The organism is Azohydromonas sediminis (genome assembly GCF_003574675.1).
Lineage (GTDB): Bacteria > Pseudomonadota > Gammaproteobacteria > Burkholderiales > Burkholderiaceae_C > Calidifontimicrobium > Calidifontimicrobium sediminis.
In genome coordinates this window covers 1-19,550 of sequence record NZ_QOAZ01000017.1, presented here as the reverse complement: position 1 = coordinate 19,550, position 19,550 = coordinate 1, and the positions used below count along the sequence as shown (strand labels likewise).

Here is a 19,550-nt window from a genome sequence, read left to right as displayed (position 1 = left end):
GATCACGAGAGCGGCGCGTCCGCGCGGCGCGGTGCGCCTAGCGCCTGCTCGATCTGCCGCACGGCCTGCATCGTCTTGAGCACGCGGTCGGGCGTCAGGCTGATGCTGTCGATGCCGAGCTCGACGAGGTACTGCGCGATCTCGAGGTGGTCGGACGGCGCCTGGCCGCAGATGCCGCTGTGGCGGCCGTTGCGCTTGGCGCCCTCGACGGCGAGCCTGAGCATCTTCAGCATCCCGGGGTCGCGCTCGTCGAAGCTCTCTGCGACGATCGCGCTGTCGCGGTCAACGCCCAGCGTGAGCTGCGTCAGGTCGTTGCTGCCGATCGAGAAGCCGTCGAACAGCGCGCTGAACTCGTCGATCAGCAGCACGTTGTTCGGGATCTCGCACATCACGTAGACCTCGAGGCCGTTCTCGCCGCGCTTCAGGCCGTGCTTCGCCATCACGTCGAGCACGCGCCGCGCCTCGTCCAGGCGGCGGCAGAACGGCACCATCACCTTCAGGTTGGTGAGCCCCATCACGTCGCGCACGCGGTGCAGCGCGATGCACTCGAGCGCGAAGCCCTCCTCGTACGCCGGGTGGATGTAGCGCGACGCGCCGCGGAACCCGATCATCGGGTTCTCCTCGTGCGGCTCGAAGTCGCGCCCGCCGAGCAGCGCCGCGTACTCGTTGCTCTTGAAGTCCGACAGCCGCACGATCACCGGCCGCGGCCAGAACGCGGCGGCGATCGTCCCGATGCCCTCGCTCAGCTTCTCGACGAAGTACGCCGCGCCATCGGCGTGCTGCGCCCACAGCGATTCCACCTGCGCGCGCACCGCCGCGTCCTGGATGCGCTGCGGGTGCAGCACCGCCATCGGGTGCACCTTGATGTACTCGTTGATGATGAACTCCATCCGCGCGAGCCCGACGCCGTCGCACGGCATCAGGCTGACCTGGAACGCGAGCTCCGGGTTGCCGAGGTTGACCATGATCTCGGTGGCGGGCTTCTGCAGCCCCGCGAGATCGCTCATCTCCTTGTGGAACGGCACCGCGCCGGCGTAGACGCGGCCCACCGCCCCCTCGGCGCACGAGACGGTGACCGTCTCGCCGTCGGCGAGCGCCTCGGTCGCGTGCTCGGCACCGACGACGGCGGGGATGCCGAGTTCGCGCGCGACGATCGCCGCGTGGCAGGTGCGCCCGCCGCGGTTGGTGACGATCGCCGCGGCCGTCTTCATCACCGGCTCCCAGTCGGGCGTCGTCGTGTCGGCCACGAGCACCTCGCCGGGGCGGAACGTGTTGAGCCGCGCCGCCGACGTGATGCGCCGCGCGGCGCCGGCGGCGATCTTGGCGCCCACCGCGCGCCCCTGCACGCGCACCGGGCCGGTTCCGTCGAGCACGTATTCCTCGAGCACGTGGGCGCGCTTCTGTGACGCCGCCGTCTCGGGCCGCGCCTGCACGATGTAGAGCTTGCCGTCGGGGCCGTCCTTGGCCCACTCGATGTCCATCGGCCGGCCGTAGTGGTCCTCGATCGCGATCGCGGCGCCGGCGAGTTCGAGCACGTCGTCGTCGCTCAGGCAGTAGCGCGCGCGCAGCGACTTCGGCGTCGGCAGGTTGATGACCGGCTCGCGCGTGCGTCCGTGCGCGTAGACCATGTGTACCTGCTTGTCGCCGAGCGTGCGCCGCACGACGGCGCGATGGCCGAGGCGGTAGGTCGGCTTGTGGACGTAGAACTCGTCGGGGTCGACGGCGCCTTGCACGACGTTCTCGCCCAGCCCCCACGCGGCGGTGACGAAGACGAAGTCGGGGTGGCCACTCTCGGTGTCGATCGTGAAGATGACGCCGCTCGACGCGAGGTCGCTCCTGACCATCTGCATCACCGCGACCGACAGGTAGACCTTGAAGTGGTCGAAGCCCTGGTCGATGCGGTAGCTGATCGCGCGGTCGGTGAACAGCGATCCCTGGCAGCGCTTGACGGCGTCGACGAGCATCTCCTCGCCGCGGATGTTGAGGTACGTGTCGTGCTGGCCGGCGAAGCTCGCGGTCGGCAGGTCCTCGGCGGTGGCGGAGCTGCGCACCGCCACGCTCAGGTCGGGACCGACCTGCGCCTTCAGCGTGCGCCAGGCCTCGCGCAGCTGCTGCTCGACGGCCCGGGGCATCGGCGCCGCGTAGACGATCTCGCGCGCCCGGGCGCCGGCGCGCGCCAGCGCGTCGGTGTCGCGCTTGTCGAGGCGGTCGAGCAGTTCGTGCAGTTCGCCCCAGGCGCCGGCGGCGTCGAGCGCGTCGCGGTACGCCTGCGCGGTGACGGCAAAGCCGTCGGGGATGCGCACGCCAAGTGGCGCGAGCTCGCGGAACATCTCGCCGAGCGAGGCGTTCTTGCCGCCGACCAGTGGCAGGTCGGCCAGCGACAGGTCGCGGAACCAGCGGATGTAGTTCGTCGCCATCGGCGCGTCTCCGGACTCGTGAGGGGCAGCGACCGCCATCGTCGGCCGGCCACGGTGCGCGCGAATTGAGATCGGTCAAGAGCCAGCGCGATACCGCTGAACGTCTGCCGGCGATTTTGGTCTCAAATAAATTGTTGCCGTGCCGGCGGCCGGCTGAGGGCTCCGAAAAGCCCAGCCATTGATCGACAGTATGCGCTCACGTACTGTCGACGGTCCGTCGCGGCGGCGCCGCTCACCGCCGGTTAGCACTCTGGAGTCTTGAGTGCTAACATGTGCGGAACCAAAAACCCCGCAGGGCGCTCAAATAAAACATGAATGCTACTGCCACCCATGCCTTGACCGTCCGTGATCCGTGGGCCGTCGTGCCGTCGCTCGGCAACCTCGACGCCTACATCAGTGCCGTCAACCGCATCCCGCTGCTGACGGCGCAGGAGGAAGCCGACTGCGCGCGTCGCCTGCGCGAGCACGGCGACCTCGAAGCCGCCGGCCGGCTGGTGCTGTCGCACCTGCGGCTCGTCGTCTCGGTGTCGCGCCAGTACCTGGGCTACGGGCTGCCGCAGGGCGACCTGATCCAGGAAGGCAACATCGGCCTGATGAAGGCCGTCAAGCGCTTCGACCCGTCGCAGGGCGTGCGCCTGGTCAGCTATGCGCTGCACTGGATCCGCGCCGAGATCCACGAGTACATCCTGCGCAACTGGCGCATGGTCAAAGTCGCGACGACGAAGGCGCAGCGCAAGCTGTTCTTCAACCTGCGCTCGCTGAAGCAATCGCTCAAGGGCGAGGCCACCGACGCCGACACGCACCGCAGCACGCTGACCGCCGCCGAGATCGACACCGTCGCGCGCGAGCTCAACGTCAAGCGCGAAGACGTGCTCGAGATGGAGACGCGGCTGGCCGGCGGCGACGTCGCGCTCGAGGCGCCGGCCGACGACAGCGAAGACACCTACGCGCCGATCGCGTACCTGGCCGACGAGGCCCACGAGCCCACGCGCCTGCTCGAGGCGCGTCACCGCGACCGCCTGGCCGGCGAGGGGCTGCAGCACGCGCTCGAAGTGCTCGATCCGCGCAGCCGCCGCATCGTCGAGCAGCGCTGGCTGCAGGTCAACGACGACGGCTCGGGCGGCATGACGCTGCACGAGCTGGCCGCCGAGTACGGCGTCAGTGCCGAGCGCATCCGCCAGATCGAGGCGGCGGCGATGAAGAAGATGCGCAAGGCGCTGGCCGAAGCGGTCTGAGCGCCGGCCCAGCCGGTCTCGAGGCGCCCTGCGGGGCGCCTTTTCGTCGAGCGGTCAGCCCGCCTTGGCCTCGGCCAGCAGCAGCTTCAGGTCGTCGACGAGCGCCTGCACGCCGCTGCCATAGCGCGTGAACAGCCGCAGCCGGCCCTGCGCATCGATCACGTACGAGCCGGCCGTGTGGTCCATCGTGTAGCTGTCGGGCGTCTTGCCGGGCACCTTGGCGTAGAACACCTTGAACTCGCGCGCGGCCTTCTTCGTCTCGTCGGCATCGCCGCGCAGCGCGACGAAGCTCGGGTCGAAGTTCGACACGTACGCTTTCAGCAGCTCGGGCGTGTCGCGCTCGGGGTCGATCGTCACGAAGATGCCCTGGATGCGGTCGCCGTCGGCGCCGAGCTGGCGCTTGGCCTCGGCGAGCTCGACCATCGTCGTCGGGCACACGTCGGGGCAGTGCGTGAAGCCGAAGAACAGCACGACGATCTTGCCGCGGAAGTCGGCCAGCGTGCGGCGCCGGCCCTCGGTGTCGGTCAGCGACAGCTCGCGCCCGTAGTCGGCGCCGGTGATGTCGATCGCCTTGAACGACGACTTGCCCCCGCTGCCGGCGACGCCGGCGAGCCCGCTCACGCGGTCGCAACCGGCGAGCGCGAACAACGCCGTCAGTGCGGCAGCCACGCCGAGCGCGCGGCGCGAAATCAGAACAGCCATGGCATCAGGTAGTGGTCGACCAGCAGCGCCGCGAACAGCAGCGACAGGTGCCAGATCGAGAAGCGGAACGTGCGGCGCGCGAGCGCGTCGCTGTAGTCGCGCCACAGGCGCCACGCCAGCACGACGAACCAGCCGCCGAGCACGACGGCCGCGGCCAGGTAGATCCAGCCGCTCATGCCGTGCACGAACGGCAGCAGCGTCGCGGCGAACAGGATCAGCGTGTACAGCAGGATCTGCAGCCGCGTGAACTCGGCGCCGTGGGTGACCGGCAGCATCGGCAGCCCGGCGCGGCGGTAGTCCTCGGTGCGGTACAGCGCCAGCGCCCAGAAGTGCGGCGGCGTCCACAGGAAGATGATCATCACCAGCAGCAGCGCCTCGGCGCCGACCTCGCCGCGCACCGCGGTCCACCCGAGCAGCGGCGGCATCGCGCCGGAGGCGCCGCCGATGACGATGTTCTGCGGCGTCAGCGGCTTGAGCACGACCGTGTAGACGACCGCGTAGCCGACGAAGGTCGCCAGCGTCAGCCACATCGTCAGCGGGTTGACGGCCCAGTACAGCAGCGCGCTGCCGGCCGCGCACAGCAGCGCCGAGAAACTCAGCGTCTGCACGCGCGTGAGCTCGCCCTTCGCAGTGGGCCGCCACGCGGTGCGCGCCATGCGCGCGTCGATGTGCTCCTCGATCAGGCAGTTGAACGCTGCGGCCGCCGCGGCCACCAGCCAGATGCCGGCCACCGCGGCGAGCACGACGCGCCAGTCGGGCATGCCGGGCGTGGCCAGCAGCATACCGATCAGGGCGCAGAACACGATCAGCTGGACGACGCGCGGCTTGGTCAGCACGTAGTACTGGCGCAGCCGCGACGCCACCGGACGCGGCGAGGCGGCGGCCGGCGCGGCGGCCAGGGGGGCGTGGTCGGACGAAGCGCTCATCGCAAGCACGATTGTCGGTCGTCGTCAGCCGGTGCGCGACGCCAGCCGCACAGACGGCGTCGCGGACAGCGCCGGACCGCCGGCGCGCGCGAACGCCGCGCGCGTCAGCAGCACCGCGAGCAGCGCGACCAGCAGCGCCGCACCCGCGGTGTGGGCGAGTGCGGCCGCGAGCGGCCAGCCGAGCACGACGTTGGACAGGCCGCTGGCGAACTGCCACGCCGCCAGCGCGAGCAGGGCCACCGCGCCGCGCCGTTCGTGGCGCCACAGCAGCGCGGCGACGAGGCCCATCGCAACGAGCACGACGTAGGCGGCCAGGCGGTGCGTGTAGTGGATCGCCGTCAGTGCCGCGAACGGCAGGTAGCTGCCGTCGGCGGCCACGCCCAGCTCACGCCGCAGCACGAAGGCATTGGCGAAGTCCATCTCGGGCCACCAGCGGCCGTGGCAGGTCGGGAAGTCGGGGCACGCGAGCACGGCGTAGTTGGTGCTGACCCAGCCGCCGAGCGCGATCTGCACGAGCACCAGGGCGGCCAGCATCCACAGCGCCGCGTGCGTGCGCCCCGGCAGCGTCAGCGCGCGCGGGGCGAAGCGTTGCGCCTGGACCAGCAGCAGCACCAGCAGCGCGAGCCCGCCGAGCAGGTGCGCGGTGACGATCGCCGGATACAGCTTGAGCGTGACGGTCAGCGCGCCGAATGCGCCTTGCACGCAGACCCACGCCAGCGTCGCGGTGGCCCACCACGGCGACGGCAGCCCCGGCGTGCCGCGCCGGCGCTCGACCCACGCGACGATCGCCATCACCGTGATCAGCACGCCGACGCCGGTGGCGAGGTAGCGATGCACCATCTCGATCCACGCCTTGCCGTGCGTGACCGGGCCGGTGGGCATCGCCGTCTGCGCCGCGTGAATGTCGGCACGCGCGCCGATCGGGCTCGCGTGGCCGTAGCAGCCGGGCCAGTCCGGGCAGCCGAGGCCCGAGTCGGTCAGCCGCGTGAAGGCACCGAACACGATGAGGTCGAAGGTCAGGAACGCGGTCAGCAGCGTCAGCGCGTGCAGCCGCCGCGCCGGCGCCGCATCGCGGTGGCGCAGCCAGACCCACGCGAGCGGGCCGGTGGCCAGCACGATGCCCAGCAGCGCCAGGCGCGCGATCGGGGCGATGTCGATGAGCGGCTGCGTGTCCATGGGGTCAGCACGCACCGTCGCGCCGCATCGGGCCAGCGCCGACGTCGCCGCGAACGACCGGCGTTCGCGACGGATCGCGCCTCGCCGTGGTGCCAGCGGTATCGCTGGAGAGGGAAGATGCGCCGTGGGCGCGGCGGGCGGCAGCCATGTCAGCGGTCAGCGGCCTGGGCGGTCCCACGACGACGACGCGCGCAGCAGCCGCTCGAGGTCGCGCTTGAGCCGTGCGGGGTCGGGGCGCACCGGCGCGCGCATCATCCACTGGCCCATCGGGTCGACGATGTACAGGTGCGCGTCGAGTGACTCGCCAGGCGCCGCCGCGAGCCAGGCGGCGAGCTCGGCGGCCGGCACGCGCAACACCTGCGTGGCCGGCGGCGCCGCCAGCGCCTCGCGCAGCGCCGCAGCGACCGGCGCGTCGTCGGTGACGAGCCAGAGTCTGTCGATGCGGTCGCGTTCGCGCCCCGTCATCTCGCGCAGCTGGCGCTGCAGGAACAGCCGCTGCTCGCAGCCCTCGCCGCACGCGGCCGGGCCGACGACGACGAGCAGCCACTGGCCCTTGAGCGATGCGGCGTCGACGCGGTGGCCGTCGAGGTCGGTGAGGGTGAGCGCGGGCAGCGGTCGCGGCGGCACGATCAGTTCGGCGTAGTTCGTGCGGCCCTCGGGGCGGATCACGTAGTACGTGAAGTACGACGCGATGACGGGCAGCGCCGCGAACAGCACGAGCCCCAGCAGCTTCCAGCGCCCGGCGCGCACCCGCCGCGCCTCGTCGGCGAGCTCGGCGCGCGGCAGCGAGTGCACCGTGAAGCGCAGCGGCTCAGCGCCGGCGGCGGGGTTGGACGATTCGGAACCAGACATACAGACCCGTGATGAGCGCGCACAAGGCGAACCACTGGAAGGCGTAGCCGTAGTGCTTGTGCACGTCGACGGCCACCTGCGGCCAGCGGCGCTGCAGGCCATCGTCGACACCGGCGTCGAGCTGCAGCACCGACAGGGGCCGCAGCGTCAGACCCGTTTCGCGGGCGAACGCGTCGAGCTCGAGATTCTGCCGGATGCGACCGCTCTCGAGGCCGCCGAAGTCGTACAACCGAGCGGGCGGCGGGGCGATGCGGCCCTCGACGACGACGTCGCCCGCCGGGCTCGCGACCGCCGGCAGCCGGGTGCGGTCGTGCGGGTCCCGCGGCGCCCAGCCCCGCTGCACGAGCACGGCCGTGCCGTCGGCGAGCTGCAGCGGCGTCACGAGGTAGAAGCCCGGGCGCCCCTCCATCTGCCGGTTGTCGAGCCACACGCTGTGCGCGTCACGCCATTGGCCGACGAGGCGGATGCGGCGGTGGTGCTGCGCGGCCGCCTCGTCGGCGCTGCGCGCGAGCGCGTCGGCGGGCAGTGGCGCAAGTGCGCTGCGCGCGTCGATCTGGTGCTGCAGTGCGATCTTCTGCTGCGCGCGGTGGAGCTGCCACACGCCCAGCCGCGCCGTGACGCTGGCCGCGACGACGGCGGCGGCGAGCACGAGCCAGCCGCGCTGGCGCTCGCTCAGCCGCGGCATGGCGGACAATCGGACGCCATGAAGCTCATCATCGTGCTCGCGCTGGCGGGCATCGTCGCCGCCCTCGGCAGTGCCGGCGTGTTCATGCTGCGCAAGCGCGACCCCGGCGCACCGGCGACGGCGCACATGGCGCGCGCACTGGCGGTGCGCGTCGGGCTGTCGGTGGCGCTGTTCGCGTTCATCCTGTTCAGCTACTGGATGGGCTGGATCCAGCCCACCGGCATCCCCGCCGGGCGCTGAGCCGGCGCACAAAGCACAAACGCCGCCACGGGGCGGCGTTTGCGCGGGTCGCCGAGGCGGCGCGCGTCGTCACATCCAGTAGACGACGACGTACAGGCCGAGCCACACCACGTCGACGAAGTGCCAGTACCACGCGGCGCCCTCGAAGCCGAAGTGGCGCTGCGGCGTGAAGTGGCCCTTCATCAGACGCAGCGTGATGAAGATCAGCATCAGCATGCCGACGAACACGTGGAAGCCGTGGAAGCCGGTCAGCATGAAGAAAGTCGAGCCGAACACGCCCGAGCTGAGCTTGAGGTTCAGGTCGCGGTAGGCGTGCATGTACTCGTAGGCCTGAACGCCGAGGAAGGTCGCGCCCAGCGCGACGGTGATCCACATCCAGAAGATCGTCTTGGCGCGCTGGTTGGCGATCAGCGCGTGGTGGGCGATCGTCAGCGTCACCCCCGAGGTCAGCAGCAGCGCGGTGTTGATCGTCGGCAGCGGCCACGGGCCGATGGTCTGGAACGGTTCGACGGTGCCCGCCGGCGACGCCGTGGCGCCCGGCGACGCGCTGGGCCAGACGGCCTTGAAGTCGGGCCACAGGATCTGGTGGTCGAGGTTGCCGAGCATCGGCACCGAGTGCACCCGCGCCCAGTACAGCGCACCGAAGAACGCGGCGAAGAACATCACCTCGCTGAAGATGAACCAGCTCATGCTCCAGCGGTACGAGACGTCGATGCGCTGGCTGTACAGGCCGCCCTCGCTCTCGCGGATCGCGTCGCCGAACCACTGCCACATCACGACGGCCCACCACAGCAGACCGAACAGCAGCGCGTAGGCGCCCCAGCCGTGGCCGTTGACCCACTGCCCGGCGCCCAGGATCACGAAGAACAGGCCGATGGCCGTCATCACCGGGTGCCGCGAGGGCCCGGGCACGTAGTAGTACGGGGTCTGACCGCCGTGCGTCGCTGCCGCCATTTGCTTTCTCTCTCCTCGAACCAAGAACGTTGACGGCGGTGTCAGCCCGCGGCGACGCCGCTGCCCACCACCCATCGGATCAAAAACACCAGCGCGAGCACGAACGCCGCCGCCGCCAGCACGCCGGCGACGATGACGTGCACCGGGTTGAGCTTCTGCACGTCCTGCTCGTACTCGCGCGAGCGCCGCACGCCGAAGAACGACCACGCGACCGCGCGCAGCGTCTGCACGAACGATCCCTTGCGCGCGAGCGCGTCGGACAAGTCGCCGCTCGGCTTGTTCACGACCGCGGCTCCTGCGCGCGGGACTGCGCCTGCAAGCCCTTGCCGGCCACCTCGAAGAACGTGTAACTCAGCGTGATCGTCGTCACGTCCTTCGGCAGCTTGGGGTCGATCACGAACACGACCGGCCACTGCTTCGTCTCGCCGGGCGCGAGCGTGTATTCGTTGAAGCAGAAGCACTCGAGCTTGTTGAAGTGCGCCGTCGCCTGGCGTGGCGCATAGCTCGGAATCGCCTGGGCGGCCATCGTGCGGTTCTGCACGTTGCGGAACTCGTACATCACGGTGGCGAGCTCGCCCGGGTGCACCGTGATCGAGCGCACCGCGGGCTTGAAGTCCCAAGGCCCGCGCGCGTTGGCGTCGAATTCGACCGTGATCGTGCGGCTCGTGTCGACCTGCGTGTTGACCGCCGTCCCTGGTCGCCCGAGGCCGCTGGTGACGCGCTCCGACACCGACAGCACGTTGATGCCCAGCGCCTCGCAGATCGCGCGGTACATCGGCACCAGCGCGTAGCCGAAGCCGAACATCATCACCGCGACGACGGTGAGCTTGCCCACCATGCGCAGGTTGTCGCTGCGCAGCGTGCGCGACGCGGGGCGAGGATCCATGTCGACGCAGCCTTCCCGTTCAGCGGCCGAAGAGGACGAAGCGTGCGACGAAGCCCAGCGCGAAGACCAGCGCGACGGTGGCCAGGATCAGGGCCAGCCGCAGGTTGGCCTTGCGCTGCTCGGGGGTCGGAGCCATCGTTGCGAACCTCGCACCGAATCGATCAGCCGATCACCTTCGTCGCCGTCGCGTCGAGCTTGGGCGGCGTCTCGAAGGTGTGGAACGGCGCCGGCGACGGCACTTCCCACTCGAGGCCCTCGGCACCTTCCCAGGGCTTCTGCGGTGCCTTTTCGCCCTGGCCGCGCATCATCGGCAGCACGACGGCGAAGAAGAAGTAGACCTGCATCAGCCCGAAGCCGAACGCACCGACGGAGGCGATCGCGTTGAAATCGGCGAACTGCATCGGGTAGTCGGCGTAGCGGCGCGGCATGCCGGCCAGCCCGAGGAAGTGCATCGGGAAGAACGTGAGGTTGAAGAAGATCATCGACCCCCAGAAGTGGATCTTGCCGCGCGTCTCGTTGTACATCACGCCGGTCCACTTCGGACCCCAGTAGTAGACGCCGGCGAACATCGCGAACAGCGAGCCGGCGACCAGCACGTAGTGGAAGTGCGCGACGACGTAGTAGGTGTCGTGCAGCTGCTGGTCGATCGGCGCCATCGACAGGATCAGGCCGGTGAAGCCACCCATCGTGAACACGAAGATGAAGCCCACGGCCCACAGCATCGGGGTCTCGAAGGTCATCGAACCCTTCCACATCGTGGCGACCCAGTTGAAGATCTTCACGCCGGTGGGCACCGCGATCAGCATCGTCGCGTACATGAAGAACAGCTGGCCCGTCACCGGCATGCCGGTGGTGTACATGTGGTGCGCCCAGACGATGAACGACAGGATCGCGATCGACGCCGTCGCGTAGACCATCGACGTGTAACCGAACAGCTTCTTGCGCGCGAAGGCCGGCACGATGGCGCTGACGATGCCGAACGCCGGCAGGATCATGATGTAGACCTCGGGGTGCCCGAAGAACCAGAAGATGTGCTGGTACATCACAGGGTCACCGCCGCCGGCGGGGTTGAAGAACGACGTGCCGAAGTGGCGGTCGGTCAGCGTCATCGTGATCGCGCCGGCGAGCACGGGCATCACGGCGATCAGCAGGTAGGCGGTGATCAGCCACGTCCACGCGAACAGCGGCATCTTCATCAGCGTCATGCCCGGCGCGCGCATGTTCAGGATCGTGACGATGATGTTGATCGAGCCCATGATCGAGCTCGCGCCGAGGATGTGCATCGCGAAGATGCCGGCGTCCATCGACGGGCCCATCTGCAGCGTCAGCGGCGCGTACAGCGTCCAGCCCGCGGCCGGCGCGCCGCCGGGCATGAAGAACGACGCCACCAGCATGATCGCCGCCGGGATCATCAGCCAGAAGCTGAAGTTGTTCATGCGCGCGAACGCCATGTCCGACGCGCCGATCTGCAGCGGGATCATCCAGTTCGCGAAGCCGACGAAGGCCGGCATGATCGCGCCGAACACCATGATCAGGCCGTGCATCGTCGTGAGCTGGTTGAACAGCTCGGGGTTGACGAACTGCAGGCCCGGCTGGAACAGCTCGGCGCGGATGCCCAGCGCGAGCACGCCGCCGATCATCAGCATCGTGAAGCTGAACAACAGGTACAGCGTGCCGATGTCCTTGTGGTTCGTCGCGAACACCCAGCGGCGCCAGCCGTGGGGGTGATCGTGGGCGTGGTCGTGGGCGTGACCGGCGGGGTGGTCGAGGACAGCGCTCATGGGGTTCCCTCTGCGACGAACGGACTTACTTGCGGGCGGCAACGATCTCGGCAGGCTGGACCAGCTTGCCCGTCTTGTTGCTCCACGCGTTCTTGGTATAGGTGATGACGGCGGCGATCTCGGTGTCCGAAAGCTGTCGCCACGCCGGCATCGCACCGTTGGCGGCACCGTTGAGCAGGATCGCGATCTGCGCGGCCGGATCGCCGGTGACGATCGCACTGCCGTCGAGAGGCTTGATCGGGCCCGCCCCCTTGCCGTCGGCGCGGTGGCAGGCCGCGCAGTTGGCCGCGTAGACCTTCTCGCCGCGCGCGATCAGGTCGGCCAGTTCCCACGTCTTGTTCGGGTCGTCGGCGGCCGCCTGCATCTCGGCCTTCTTGGCCGCGACCCACTGCGAGTATTCCTGCTGCGTGACCACCTTGACGTGGATCGGCATGAACGCGTGCTCCTTGCCGCACAGCTCGGCGCACTGGCCGTAGAAGTCGCCGGTCTTCGTCGCACGGAACCAGTTGTCGCGCACGAAGCCGGGGATCGCGTCTTGCTTCACGCCGAAGGCCGGCACCATCCAGGCATGGATCACGTCGTTGGCGGTGGTGACGATGCGGATCTTCTTGTCCACCGGCACGACGAGCGGGTTGTCGACCTTGAGCAGGTAGTCGTCCATCGCCGGCGGCTTGCCGCTGTCGGATGCCTCGCGGTGCGACGCGTCGAGCGTCGACAGGAAGCCGATGCCCTCGCCCTCGCCCTTGAGGTAGTCGTAGCCCCACTTCCACTGGTAGCCGGTGACCTTGATCGTCAGGTCGGCGTTGCTCGTGTCCTTCTGCGCGACGACCGTCTTGGTGGCCATCGCGCCCATCGCGATGACGATCAGGAACGGCACCACCGTCCACGCGATCTCCACGGCGACGCTCTCGTGGAAGTTCGCCGGCTTGTGGCCGACCGACTTGCGGTGCTTGATGATCGAATAGAACATCACGCCGAAGACGACGACGAAGATCACCGCGCAGATGACCAGCATCATCCAGTGCAGCCACTCGATGTCGGCGGCGATGCGCGTCGCCGGCACCGGCAGGTTGAGCTGATTGACGGCCGGACCGCCCGCGAGGTTGTTGACCTGAGCCCACACCGGCGCGGCCGCCAGCGCCGTCAGCCCGAACGCCGCACCGCGCAGGCGGCTGGCGAGTTGCATCGTCGTCGTCATCGTCACTTGCTCTGCGTTCCCGTTACCCATTCACGTCCGCTGCTCGCCCATGGCGCGCATCCACTGCTCCACTGCACCGCGCGCCGCAGTTCCTGCACCAACGCCGGCAGACACTGCGTGCGCAAGTAGCGCCCCACGCGCACCCGCCCGCCCGGCGCCGACAGTTCGACCAGACCCCCCGCCGGCTCGACGCGCAGCCAGGTCGGGTCGAACTGCACCTGTTCGACGCGCCGGCCGCACCGGTGCTCGACGCGCACGACGCCGCGCTCGACCGTGATCGTCTCGCGGTCGGTGGCGTGACAGGCATACACCAGCCACGCGACGCCGACCGCCGACAGCTCGAGACCGGCGAACCACAGAACAGCAGATGCCCCGTGCCACCAGAACACCGTCGCGATCACCGACGAAACGGCGCACAGCGACAGGTAAACCCCCATCACCTGCCGCGGCGTCATCGAACAGTTGCGCCGCAGCACCCACTCCACACCTTGGCCTCCCGACACCTCGCGCACCGACCAAGCGGCGTCGGTCAATGCTGTCGACCACGGACTCGAAGCGACGGCGATGCTCATGACGCGACGTGGGGCTCGGGATGGAACTGCTGACCCGCCGAACGCCGCGCGATGACATCGCGTGGCTCCGATCACTTTGATCTCTCGCAACCTCTCGCAAAGAATTCTAGCGCACACTCATATGCGGTCTTTCCCGGTTGACGGCGAAGGGCGTCGTGTCATTGCACGGAAGTCGTCGAGCGCGACCTCGGTGCGTGCCGCCACTTTGGCCCGCGGCGGCGCATTGAACGCATGGCCGTAGACGATCTCGAAGCGCAGCCGGATGCGCCCCTGCGCGTCGCGGCGCGCAGCGAGTGCGTCGCACAGCTCGCGTCGCCAGCGCGGCGTGCGCAGCGCGGGCCAGCGCCGGGGATCGGCGTTGCCGCCGAGCAGTCGCAATTCGGCGAGGGCCGACTCGGCGTCGGGCCAGGTCAGCACGATCTGCTCCTGGTCCATCACGGGATCCGCGAAGCCGGCCTCGACGAGCATGTCGCCGAGGTCGTGCATGTCGACGAAGTCGGCCGCCGGTGACGGCCAGCCGTGCTCGCGGTACAGCGCGCGCAACTCGGCCAGCGTGTCGGGGCCGCAGGTCGAGAACATCAGAAAGCCGTCGTCGGCCAGCGCGCGCTTCCACCGTGCGAAGGTCGCGCGCGGATCGGCCATCCAGTGCAGCGCCATGTTCGACCACAGCAGCCCGACGCGCGCCGTCACGGTGTCGGCCTCGTCGAGCACGACGGGCGTCGCCGTGGTCCAGCGGCGCGCCGACCACCATGGCCTGCGCAGCGCGGCCTCGCGCCGGCGCACCGCTTCGGCACCGGGCTCGACGCTCCACATCCGCGCTGCGGGGTAAGCCGAAGCGAGCACGTCGTCGCCACCGCCGCAGCCCCCCCACCACTGCAACACCGAATCCGGCGTGCGCAGGATCAGCGCCAGCCGCTCGCCCATTCGGCGCGCCACTTCGGTGTGCAGCCACGGCGCCGCCGGCGCGGCCGCGAGCCGGCGCACGATGCGCGCAAGGGCGGTGGAGTCGACGGGACGCGAAGGCACGGCAGGATCGGCAGACGGCGCATCGCATCGCCTCGACGGTCAGTATATTGAGCCGATGCACGCGCTGCGGCCGCCCCTGTCCACCCTGCACTGGCCGAGCCGCTGCATCGTCTGCCGCCAGTGGAGCGACGCGCGCTGCTGTGGCGACTGCGTCGCACGCTTCGCCGCGGCGCACCCACGCTGCGTGCGCTGCGCGATCGCGGTGCCGCACGGCGTCACGACGTGTGCCGACTGCCTTCGCGCGCCACCGCCGTTCGCCGCCGCGCTCGCCGCCGTCGACTACGCCTTCCCGTGGTCCGACGCGATCGCCGCGTTCAAGTTCGCAGGCGGTCTCGATCGCGCGCCGGCACTGGCGCAGCTGCTCGCGGCCGCCTGCCGCGACGCCGCCGCCGGTGTGGACCTGCTGCTGCCGGTGCCGTTGGCACCGCGGCGACTCGCGGAGCGCGGCTACAACCAGGCGTGGGAGCTCGCGCGGCGCGTCGCGCACCGGCTCGCGCTGCCGGCCCGGTTTGACGTGCTGCAGCGCTGGATCGAGACGCCGCACGTGGCCGAGCTGCCGCGCGAGGCACGGGCGGCCGCGGTGCGCGGTGCCTTCGGTGTCGAGCCGGCGCACGCGCACCGCGTGCGGGGCCGGCGCATCGCCCTCGTCGACGACGTGATGACCACCGGCGCCACGGTGGCCGAAGCCACGCGCGCGCTGCACGACGCCGGCGCGGCCGAGGTGCAGGTGTGGGCGCTGGCGCGCACGCCTCGGCCCGACGACGCTTGAACGGGGCGCCGCGCGATGTTCCACCTCGTGCTCGTGCAGCCGCAGATCCCGCCGAACACCGGCAACGTGATCCGCCTGGCGGCCAACACCGGCTGCACGCTGCACCTCGTCGAGCCGCTGGGATTCGCAATGGAGGACCGGCTGCTGCGGCGCGCCGGCCTCGACTACCACGAGTGGGCCGACGTGCGGCGCCACGCATCGTGGGCGGCGCTGTGCAGCGAGTGCGCACCGCCGCCGATGCGCTGCTTCGCGTTCACGACGCGCGCCGAACGGCGCTTCGACGACGTCGACTGGCGCCGCGGCGACTGGCTCGTGTTCGGCCGCGAGGACAGCGGACTGCCGGCCGACGTGCTCGAGCGCTTCGCGCCCGCGCAGAGGCTGCGGCTGCCGATGCGCGCCGGCCAGCGCAGCCTGAACCTGAGCAACGCCGTCGCCGTCGCGGTGTTCGAGGCGTGGCGACGCTGCGGCTACGAAGGCAGCGTCTGACCGCGTCAGCGGTCGGCGACGCGCTCGCTGCGCGCGTCGCCCTCGGCGCGCGCCTGCCGCGACATCAGGCGCTCGACGGCCTGCGCCGGCGTCAGCGTGCCGTCGAGCAGCGCGACCACCGCTTCGGTGATCGGCATCGCGACGCCGAGCGCGCGTGCACGCGCGAGCACGGTGCGCGCGCTGTAGACGCCTTCGGCGACGTGGCCCAGCGCGGCCAGGATGTCGGGCAGCGATTCGCCAGCGGCCAGCCGCAACCCGACGCGCCGGTTGCGCGACAGGTCGCCGGTGGCCGTCAGCACGAGGTCGCCGAGGCCCGACAGGCCCATGAAAGTCTCGGCGCGCGCGCCGAGCGCGACGCCCAGGCGCGTCATCTCGGCCAGCCCGCGCGTGATCAGCGCCGCACGCGCGTTCTGCCCGAGCTGCAGGCCGTCGCACACGCCGGTGGCGATCGCCATCACGTTCTTGACCGCGCCGCCGACCTCGACGCCGACCGGGTCGTCCGACGTGTAGACGCGCAGCGTGCCGCCGTGGAACGCGGCCACGGCCTGCTCGCCCAGCGTCGCGTCGTGGCTGGCCGCGACGAGTGCGGTCGGGCACCCGCGCGCGACCTCCTCGGCGAAGCTCGGCCCCGACAGCACGCCGCCGCGCAGACCCGGGCGCAGCGCCTGCGCGATCTCGTGACCGAGCCGCCCGCTGCCGGCCTCGAAGCCCTTGCACAGCCACAGCACGCCGGCGCTGGCAGGCACGACGGCGAGCATCGACGCCAGCGCCGACATCGGCGTCGCGATCACGGCCAGCCCGTCGCGCGCGTGCGCGAGCGCCGCGTCGAGGTCGGCGCCCAGCGCCAGCGCCGCGGGCAGCGCGACGCCGGGCAGGTAACGCTCGTTGCGCCGCTCGCGCTGCATCGACGCGACCTGCGCCGCGTCACGACCCCACAGCAGCACGTCGTGCTGCGACGCCGCGTGCACCGCCATCGCGGTGCCCCAGGCGCCGGCGCCGAGCACGCTGATGCGCATGGCGGGAGAAACGTCGGGTACGGCGGTCGCAGACGGCGCGCGCGCCGCGGCACTCAGGCGCTGGCGATGACGCCGCTGCCGTTGCCGCCGAGCTGCTGCTGGCGCTGCGCCTCGAACATCGCCTGGAAGTTGACTTCCGACAGGATCACCGGCGGGAAGCCGGCGCGCGTGCAGACGTCGGAGACGATCGCGCGCAGGTACGGATAGATCATGCCCGGGCACGCAATGCCGATGATGGCCTGCATCTGGTCGTCGGGCAGGTTGCGGATCTCGAAGATGCCAGCTTGCTTGGCCTCGATAAGGAACAGCGTCTTGTCCTGCACGCGCGTCGTCACCGTCGCGGTCACGCAGACCTCGTAGACGCCGTCGGCGATCGGCTCGGCCGACACGCCGAGGTTGATGTCGACGTGCGGCTGCGCCTGCTCGAGCAGGATGCGCGGCGAGTTGGGCTGCTCCAGCGACAAGTCCTTCAGGTACATGCGCTGGATGTTGAACACCGGTTGTGCGTCTTGCTCGGCCATGGCGTGCTCTCACGAAACAAAGCCCGCGAAGTCGCGGGCAGACGCGCCGATTATCGCCGAGCGCCGCGCGGCGCCCGGGCGGGGTCAGCCCGCACCGAGCATCGGCACGAGGCCGCCGCGCTGGTCGAGCGCGATCAGGTCGTCGCAGCCGCCGACGTGCGTGTCGCCGATGAAGATCTGCGGCACGGTGCGCCGGCCGGTGAGCTCCATCATCTTGACGCGCTGCGCGGGATCGAGGTCGACGCGGATCTCCTCGATGTCCTCGACACCGCGCTGGCGCAGCAGCTGCTTGGCGCGCACGCAGTACGGGCACACCGCCGTCGTGTACATCCTCACTCGGTTCATCGTGGACTCGCGATGCCGCCTCCCCGGACGGCTGTCACCGCATTGTCACGGCGGCGGCAAAACCCGGCACGGTGTCGGCCCAAGCCGCGCCGCGCGCCTCAGGAGGATTTCTCGATCGGCATGTTGGCCTCTCGCCACGCGCCCATGCCGCCGGCGAGCACGCGCGCGTTCTCGTAGCCGAGCTTGCGCAGCACGCCCACCGCGCGCGACGCGCGCGCGCCGCTCTGGCACACGACGACGAGCGGCAGTGTCTTGTTGCTCGGCAGCGCCTTGCTCGTCTCGAGCGTGCCCAGCGGCACGCTGCGCGCGCCCACCGCGTGGCCGGCGGCGTACTCCGACGGCTCGCACACGTCGATCAGCACCGCCTTCTCGCGGTTGATCAGCTGCACGGCCTCGTTGACCGTCACCGCGCCGGGGCCGCCGCGCCCGAGTGCCGGCCACAGCAGCATGCCGCCCGAGACGACGGCCACGAGCACGAGCATCCAGTTCTGCAGCAGGAAGTCCAGCACGGAGGAGACGAAAGGCTTTGGCGAAGCCACGAATTATAGAATTCGCGCCCCTTTCCCACCGACGCGCGCGCCATGTACAAGCTGGTGATGATCCGCCACGGCGAATCGACCTGGAACCGCGACAACCGCTTCACCGGCTGGACCGACGTGCCGTTGACCGAGACCGGCGTCGCGCAGGCGCGCGAGTCGGGGCGGCTGCTGCGCGAGGCGGGCTACGACTTCGACATCGCATACACCTCGGTGCTCAAGCGCGCGATCTGGACGCTGTGGTACGCGCTTGACGAGCTCGACCGCACGTGGCTGCCGGTGGTCAACGACTGGCGCCTCAACGAGCGCCACTACGGCGGTCTGCAGGGGCTGAACAAGGCCGAGACGGCGCGCCAGTACGGCGAAGAGCAGGTGCTCCTCTGGCGCCGCAGCTACGACGTGCCGCCGCCGCCGCTCGCCCCCGACGACCCGCGCGGCCAGCGCCACGACCCGCGCTATGCCAAGCTCGCGCCGGAGCAGATCCCGCTGACCGAGTGCCTGAAGGACACCGTCGCGCGCGTGATCCCGTGCTGGAACGAGCGCCTCGCGCCGGCGATCCGCGCCGGCCAGCGCGTGCTGATCTCGGCGCACGGCAACAGCATGCGCGCGCTCGTCAAGTACCTGGACGGCATCAGCGACACCGACATCGTCGGGCTGAACATCCCCAACGGCATCCCGCTCGTCTACGAGCTCGACGCCGACCTCAAGCCGATCCGCAGCTACTACCTCGGCGACCCCGAGGCAGCCGCGAAGGCCGCCGCCGCGGTCGCCGCGCAGGGCCGGGCCTGAGAGCGTGAGAGTTTTTCGTCCGCTGCCCTCGTGCTGGCATGTCTCTGGCTTGCTGTTGGGCATGAGCGATCCGAAGCACCAAGACAGCGTGGCCGGGGTTTTGTTCGAGGACTTGGCGCGCGTCGATGAGCAAGCGGTGCAGGCCGCCGTGCAAGCGCGAGCCGTTGCGCTGCGCGCGCAGCCGCCGCGGCTGCTGCAGCCCAACCGCAAGCAGATCGAACTGCGAGCATCGGACCTGGAGTCGCTGCTGGGCGAGGATCACCGAGCGCGGCTGGTATGGGGCTACGTCGAGCGGCAGGACCTGAGCCGGCTGACCGATGCGATCAAGGCGCGCGGCAGCAATGCCGGACGCGCGGCGATCGACCCGCGCATCCTGTTTGCGCTGTGGCTGTACGCCACGCTCGAAGGCGTGGGCAGCGGGCGCGAGCTGGCGCGGCT

General features: G+C 70.4%; 24 protein-coding genes. 6 read left to right on the top strand and 18 right to left on the bottom strand.

The window, feature by feature from the left end; translation table 11 throughout:
* Positions 1–2: 2 nt before the first annotated feature.
* The gene (ppsA, locus tag DRV96_RS10455; RefSeq protein ID WP_119290702.1) at positions 3–2,417 is read right to left on the bottom strand and encodes a phosphoenolpyruvate synthase; all 2,415 of its coding nucleotides are present in this window, start codon (positions 2,415–2,417) and stop codon (positions 3–5) included.
* Positions 2,418–2,728: 311 nt separating this feature from the next.
* Between ppsA and rpoH the strand changes: the two genes are divergently transcribed.
* Positions 2,729–3,652: an RNA polymerase sigma factor RpoH gene (gene rpoH / locus DRV96_RS10450; protein WP_119290700.1), complete on the top strand. Its 924-nt coding sequence runs from the start codon at positions 2,729–2,731 to the stop codon at positions 3,650–3,652.
* 54 nt (positions 3,653–3,706) lie between these two features.
* Here rpoH and DRV96_RS10445 read toward each other — a convergent pair whose 3' ends face one another.
* The 5 genes from DRV96_RS10445 to DRV96_RS10425 all read right to left on the bottom strand — a co-directional run bounded on the left by DRV96_RS10445 (position 3,707) and on the right by DRV96_RS10425 (position 7,993).
* Positions 3,707–4,354, bottom strand: a complete 648-nt coding sequence (locus DRV96_RS10445) for an SCO family protein (protein WP_119290698.1) — start codon at positions 4,352–4,354, stop codon at positions 3,707–3,709.
* Positions 4,342–5,280 carry a heme o synthase gene (gene cyoE, locus DRV96_RS10440; RefSeq protein WP_119290695.1) on the bottom strand — a complete coding sequence of 313 codons (939 nt, stop codon included), beginning with the start codon at positions 5,278–5,280 and terminating at the stop codon, positions 4,342–4,344. Before cyoE ends, DRV96_RS10445 begins: the two co-directional genes overlap by 13 nt.
* A 24-nt stretch (positions 5,281–5,304) precedes the next feature.
* A complete protein-coding gene (locus DRV96_RS10435; RefSeq protein WP_119290693.1) occupies positions 5,305–6,456 on the bottom strand; it encodes a COX15/CtaA family protein in 1,152 nt (383 codons plus the stop codon).
* A 156-nt stretch (positions 6,457–6,612) separates the two neighbouring features.
* On the bottom strand, positions 6,613–7,308 hold the full coding sequence (locus tag DRV96_RS10430; protein WP_119290690.1) for a thioredoxin domain-containing protein: 696 nt from the start codon (positions 7,306–7,308) through the stop codon (positions 6,613–6,615).
* On the bottom strand, positions 7,268–7,993 hold the full coding sequence (locus tag DRV96_RS10425; RefSeq protein ID WP_119290688.1) for an SURF1 family protein: 726 nt from the start codon (positions 7,991–7,993) through the stop codon (positions 7,268–7,270). Before DRV96_RS10425 ends, DRV96_RS10430 begins: the two co-directional genes overlap by 41 nt.
* 18 nt (positions 7,994–8,011) lie before the next feature.
* Here DRV96_RS10425 and DRV96_RS10420 point away from each other — a divergent pair, with 18 nt between their 5' ends.
* Positions 8,012–8,233, top strand: a complete 222-nt coding sequence (locus DRV96_RS10420; RefSeq protein ID WP_119290686.1) for a twin transmembrane helix small protein — start codon at positions 8,012–8,014, stop codon at positions 8,231–8,233.
* 69 nt (positions 8,234–8,302) lie between these two features.
* Here the strand turns inward: DRV96_RS10420 and DRV96_RS10415 are convergent, their stop codons facing one another.
* From DRV96_RS10415 to DRV96_RS10385, 8 genes are all read right to left on the bottom strand, one after another.
* Entirely contained in the window at positions 8,303–9,187 is an 885-nt protein-coding gene (locus DRV96_RS10415; protein WP_119290684.1) for a cytochrome c oxidase subunit 3, read from the bottom strand.
* A gap of 41 nt (positions 9,188–9,228) precedes the next feature.
* Positions 9,229–9,471 carry a DUF2970 domain-containing protein gene (locus DRV96_RS10410; protein WP_119290681.1) on the bottom strand — a complete coding sequence of 81 codons (243 nt, stop codon included), beginning with the start codon at positions 9,469–9,471 and terminating at the stop codon, positions 9,229–9,231.
* The gene (locus DRV96_RS10405; protein ID WP_119290679.1) at positions 9,468–10,073 is read right to left on the bottom strand and encodes a cytochrome c oxidase assembly protein; all 606 of its coding nucleotides are present in this window, start codon (positions 10,071–10,073) and stop codon (positions 9,468–9,470) included. Before DRV96_RS10405 ends, DRV96_RS10410 begins: the two co-directional genes overlap by 4 nt.
* A 19-nt stretch (positions 10,074–10,092) precedes the next feature.
* Positions 10,093–10,209 (bottom strand): cytochrome oxidase small assembly protein, encoded by a 117-nt coding sequence (locus DRV96_RS18400; RefSeq protein ID WP_210757022.1) that lies wholly within the window; start codon positions 10,207–10,209, stop codon positions 10,093–10,095.
* A 25-nt stretch (positions 10,210–10,234) separates the two neighbouring features.
* Positions 10,235–11,854 carry a cytochrome c oxidase subunit I gene (gene ctaD / locus DRV96_RS10400; protein ID WP_119290677.1) on the bottom strand — a complete coding sequence of 540 codons (1,620 nt, stop codon included), beginning with the start codon at positions 11,852–11,854 and terminating at the stop codon, positions 10,235–10,237.
* A 25-nt stretch (positions 11,855–11,879) separates the two neighbouring features.
* Entirely contained in the window at positions 11,880–13,052 is a 1,173-nt protein-coding gene (gene coxB, locus DRV96_RS10395; protein ID WP_119290674.1) for a cytochrome c oxidase subunit II, read from the bottom strand.
* Between the two features lie 2 nt (positions 13,053–13,054).
* A complete protein-coding gene (locus DRV96_RS10390; RefSeq protein ID WP_119290672.1) occupies positions 13,055–13,624 on the bottom strand; it encodes a DUF2244 domain-containing protein in 570 nt (189 codons plus the stop codon).
* Between the two features lie 117 nt (positions 13,625–13,741).
* Positions 13,742–14,650, bottom strand: a complete 909-nt coding sequence (locus DRV96_RS10385) for a class I SAM-dependent methyltransferase (protein ID WP_119290670.1) — start codon at positions 14,648–14,650, stop codon at positions 13,742–13,744.
* Positions 14,651–14,705: 55 nt separating this feature from the next.
* On the opposite strand from DRV96_RS10385, the gene DRV96_RS10380 reads away from it, so the two are divergent.
* The gene (locus tag DRV96_RS10380; RefSeq protein ID WP_119290668.1) at positions 14,706–15,419 is read left to right on the top strand and encodes a ComF family protein; all 714 of its coding nucleotides are present in this window, start codon (positions 14,706–14,708) and stop codon (positions 15,417–15,419) included.
* A gap of 15 nt (positions 15,420–15,434) precedes the next feature.
* Positions 15,435–15,905, top strand: a complete 471-nt coding sequence (locus tag DRV96_RS10375) for a tRNA (cytidine(34)-2'-O)-methyltransferase (RefSeq protein WP_119290666.1) — start codon at positions 15,435–15,437, stop codon at positions 15,903–15,905.
* Between the two features lie 5 nt (positions 15,906–15,910).
* Here the strand turns inward: DRV96_RS10375 and DRV96_RS10370 are convergent, their stop codons facing one another.
* The 4 genes from DRV96_RS10370 to DRV96_RS10355 form a co-directional block, all read right to left on the bottom strand.
* The gene (locus DRV96_RS10370) at positions 15,911–16,921 is read right to left on the bottom strand and encodes an NAD(P)H-dependent glycerol-3-phosphate dehydrogenase (protein ID WP_119290664.1); all 1,011 of its coding nucleotides are present in this window, start codon (positions 16,919–16,921) and stop codon (positions 15,911–15,913) included.
* A 53-nt stretch (positions 16,922–16,974) separates the two neighbouring features.
* On the bottom strand, positions 16,975–17,442 hold the full coding sequence (gene secB / locus DRV96_RS10365) for a protein-export chaperone SecB (RefSeq protein ID WP_119290662.1): 468 nt from the start codon (positions 17,440–17,442) through the stop codon (positions 16,975–16,977).
* An 84-nt stretch (positions 17,443–17,526) separates the two neighbouring features.
* The gene (grxC, locus tag DRV96_RS10360; RefSeq protein ID WP_119290660.1) at positions 17,527–17,787 is read right to left on the bottom strand and encodes a glutaredoxin 3; all 261 of its coding nucleotides are present in this window, start codon (positions 17,785–17,787) and stop codon (positions 17,527–17,529) included.
* A gap of 98 nt (positions 17,788–17,885) precedes the next feature.
* Positions 17,886–18,293 (bottom strand): rhodanese-like domain-containing protein, encoded by a 408-nt coding sequence (locus DRV96_RS10355; RefSeq protein ID WP_119290798.1) that lies wholly within the window; start codon positions 18,291–18,293, stop codon positions 17,886–17,888.
* Positions 18,294–18,368: 75 nt separating this feature from the next.
* Here DRV96_RS10355 and gpmA point away from each other — a divergent pair, with 75 nt between their 5' ends.
* Positions 18,369–19,112, top strand: coding sequence for a 2,3-diphosphoglycerate-dependent phosphoglycerate mutase (gpmA, locus tag DRV96_RS10350; RefSeq protein WP_119290658.1), 744 nt, complete (start codon positions 18,369–18,371; stop codon positions 19,110–19,112).
* A 61-nt stretch (positions 19,113–19,173) separates the two neighbouring features.
* Positions 19,174–19,550 (top strand): transposase (locus DRV96_RS10345; RefSeq protein ID WP_473199547.1); only part of this gene is annotated, 377 nt, incomplete at its 3' end.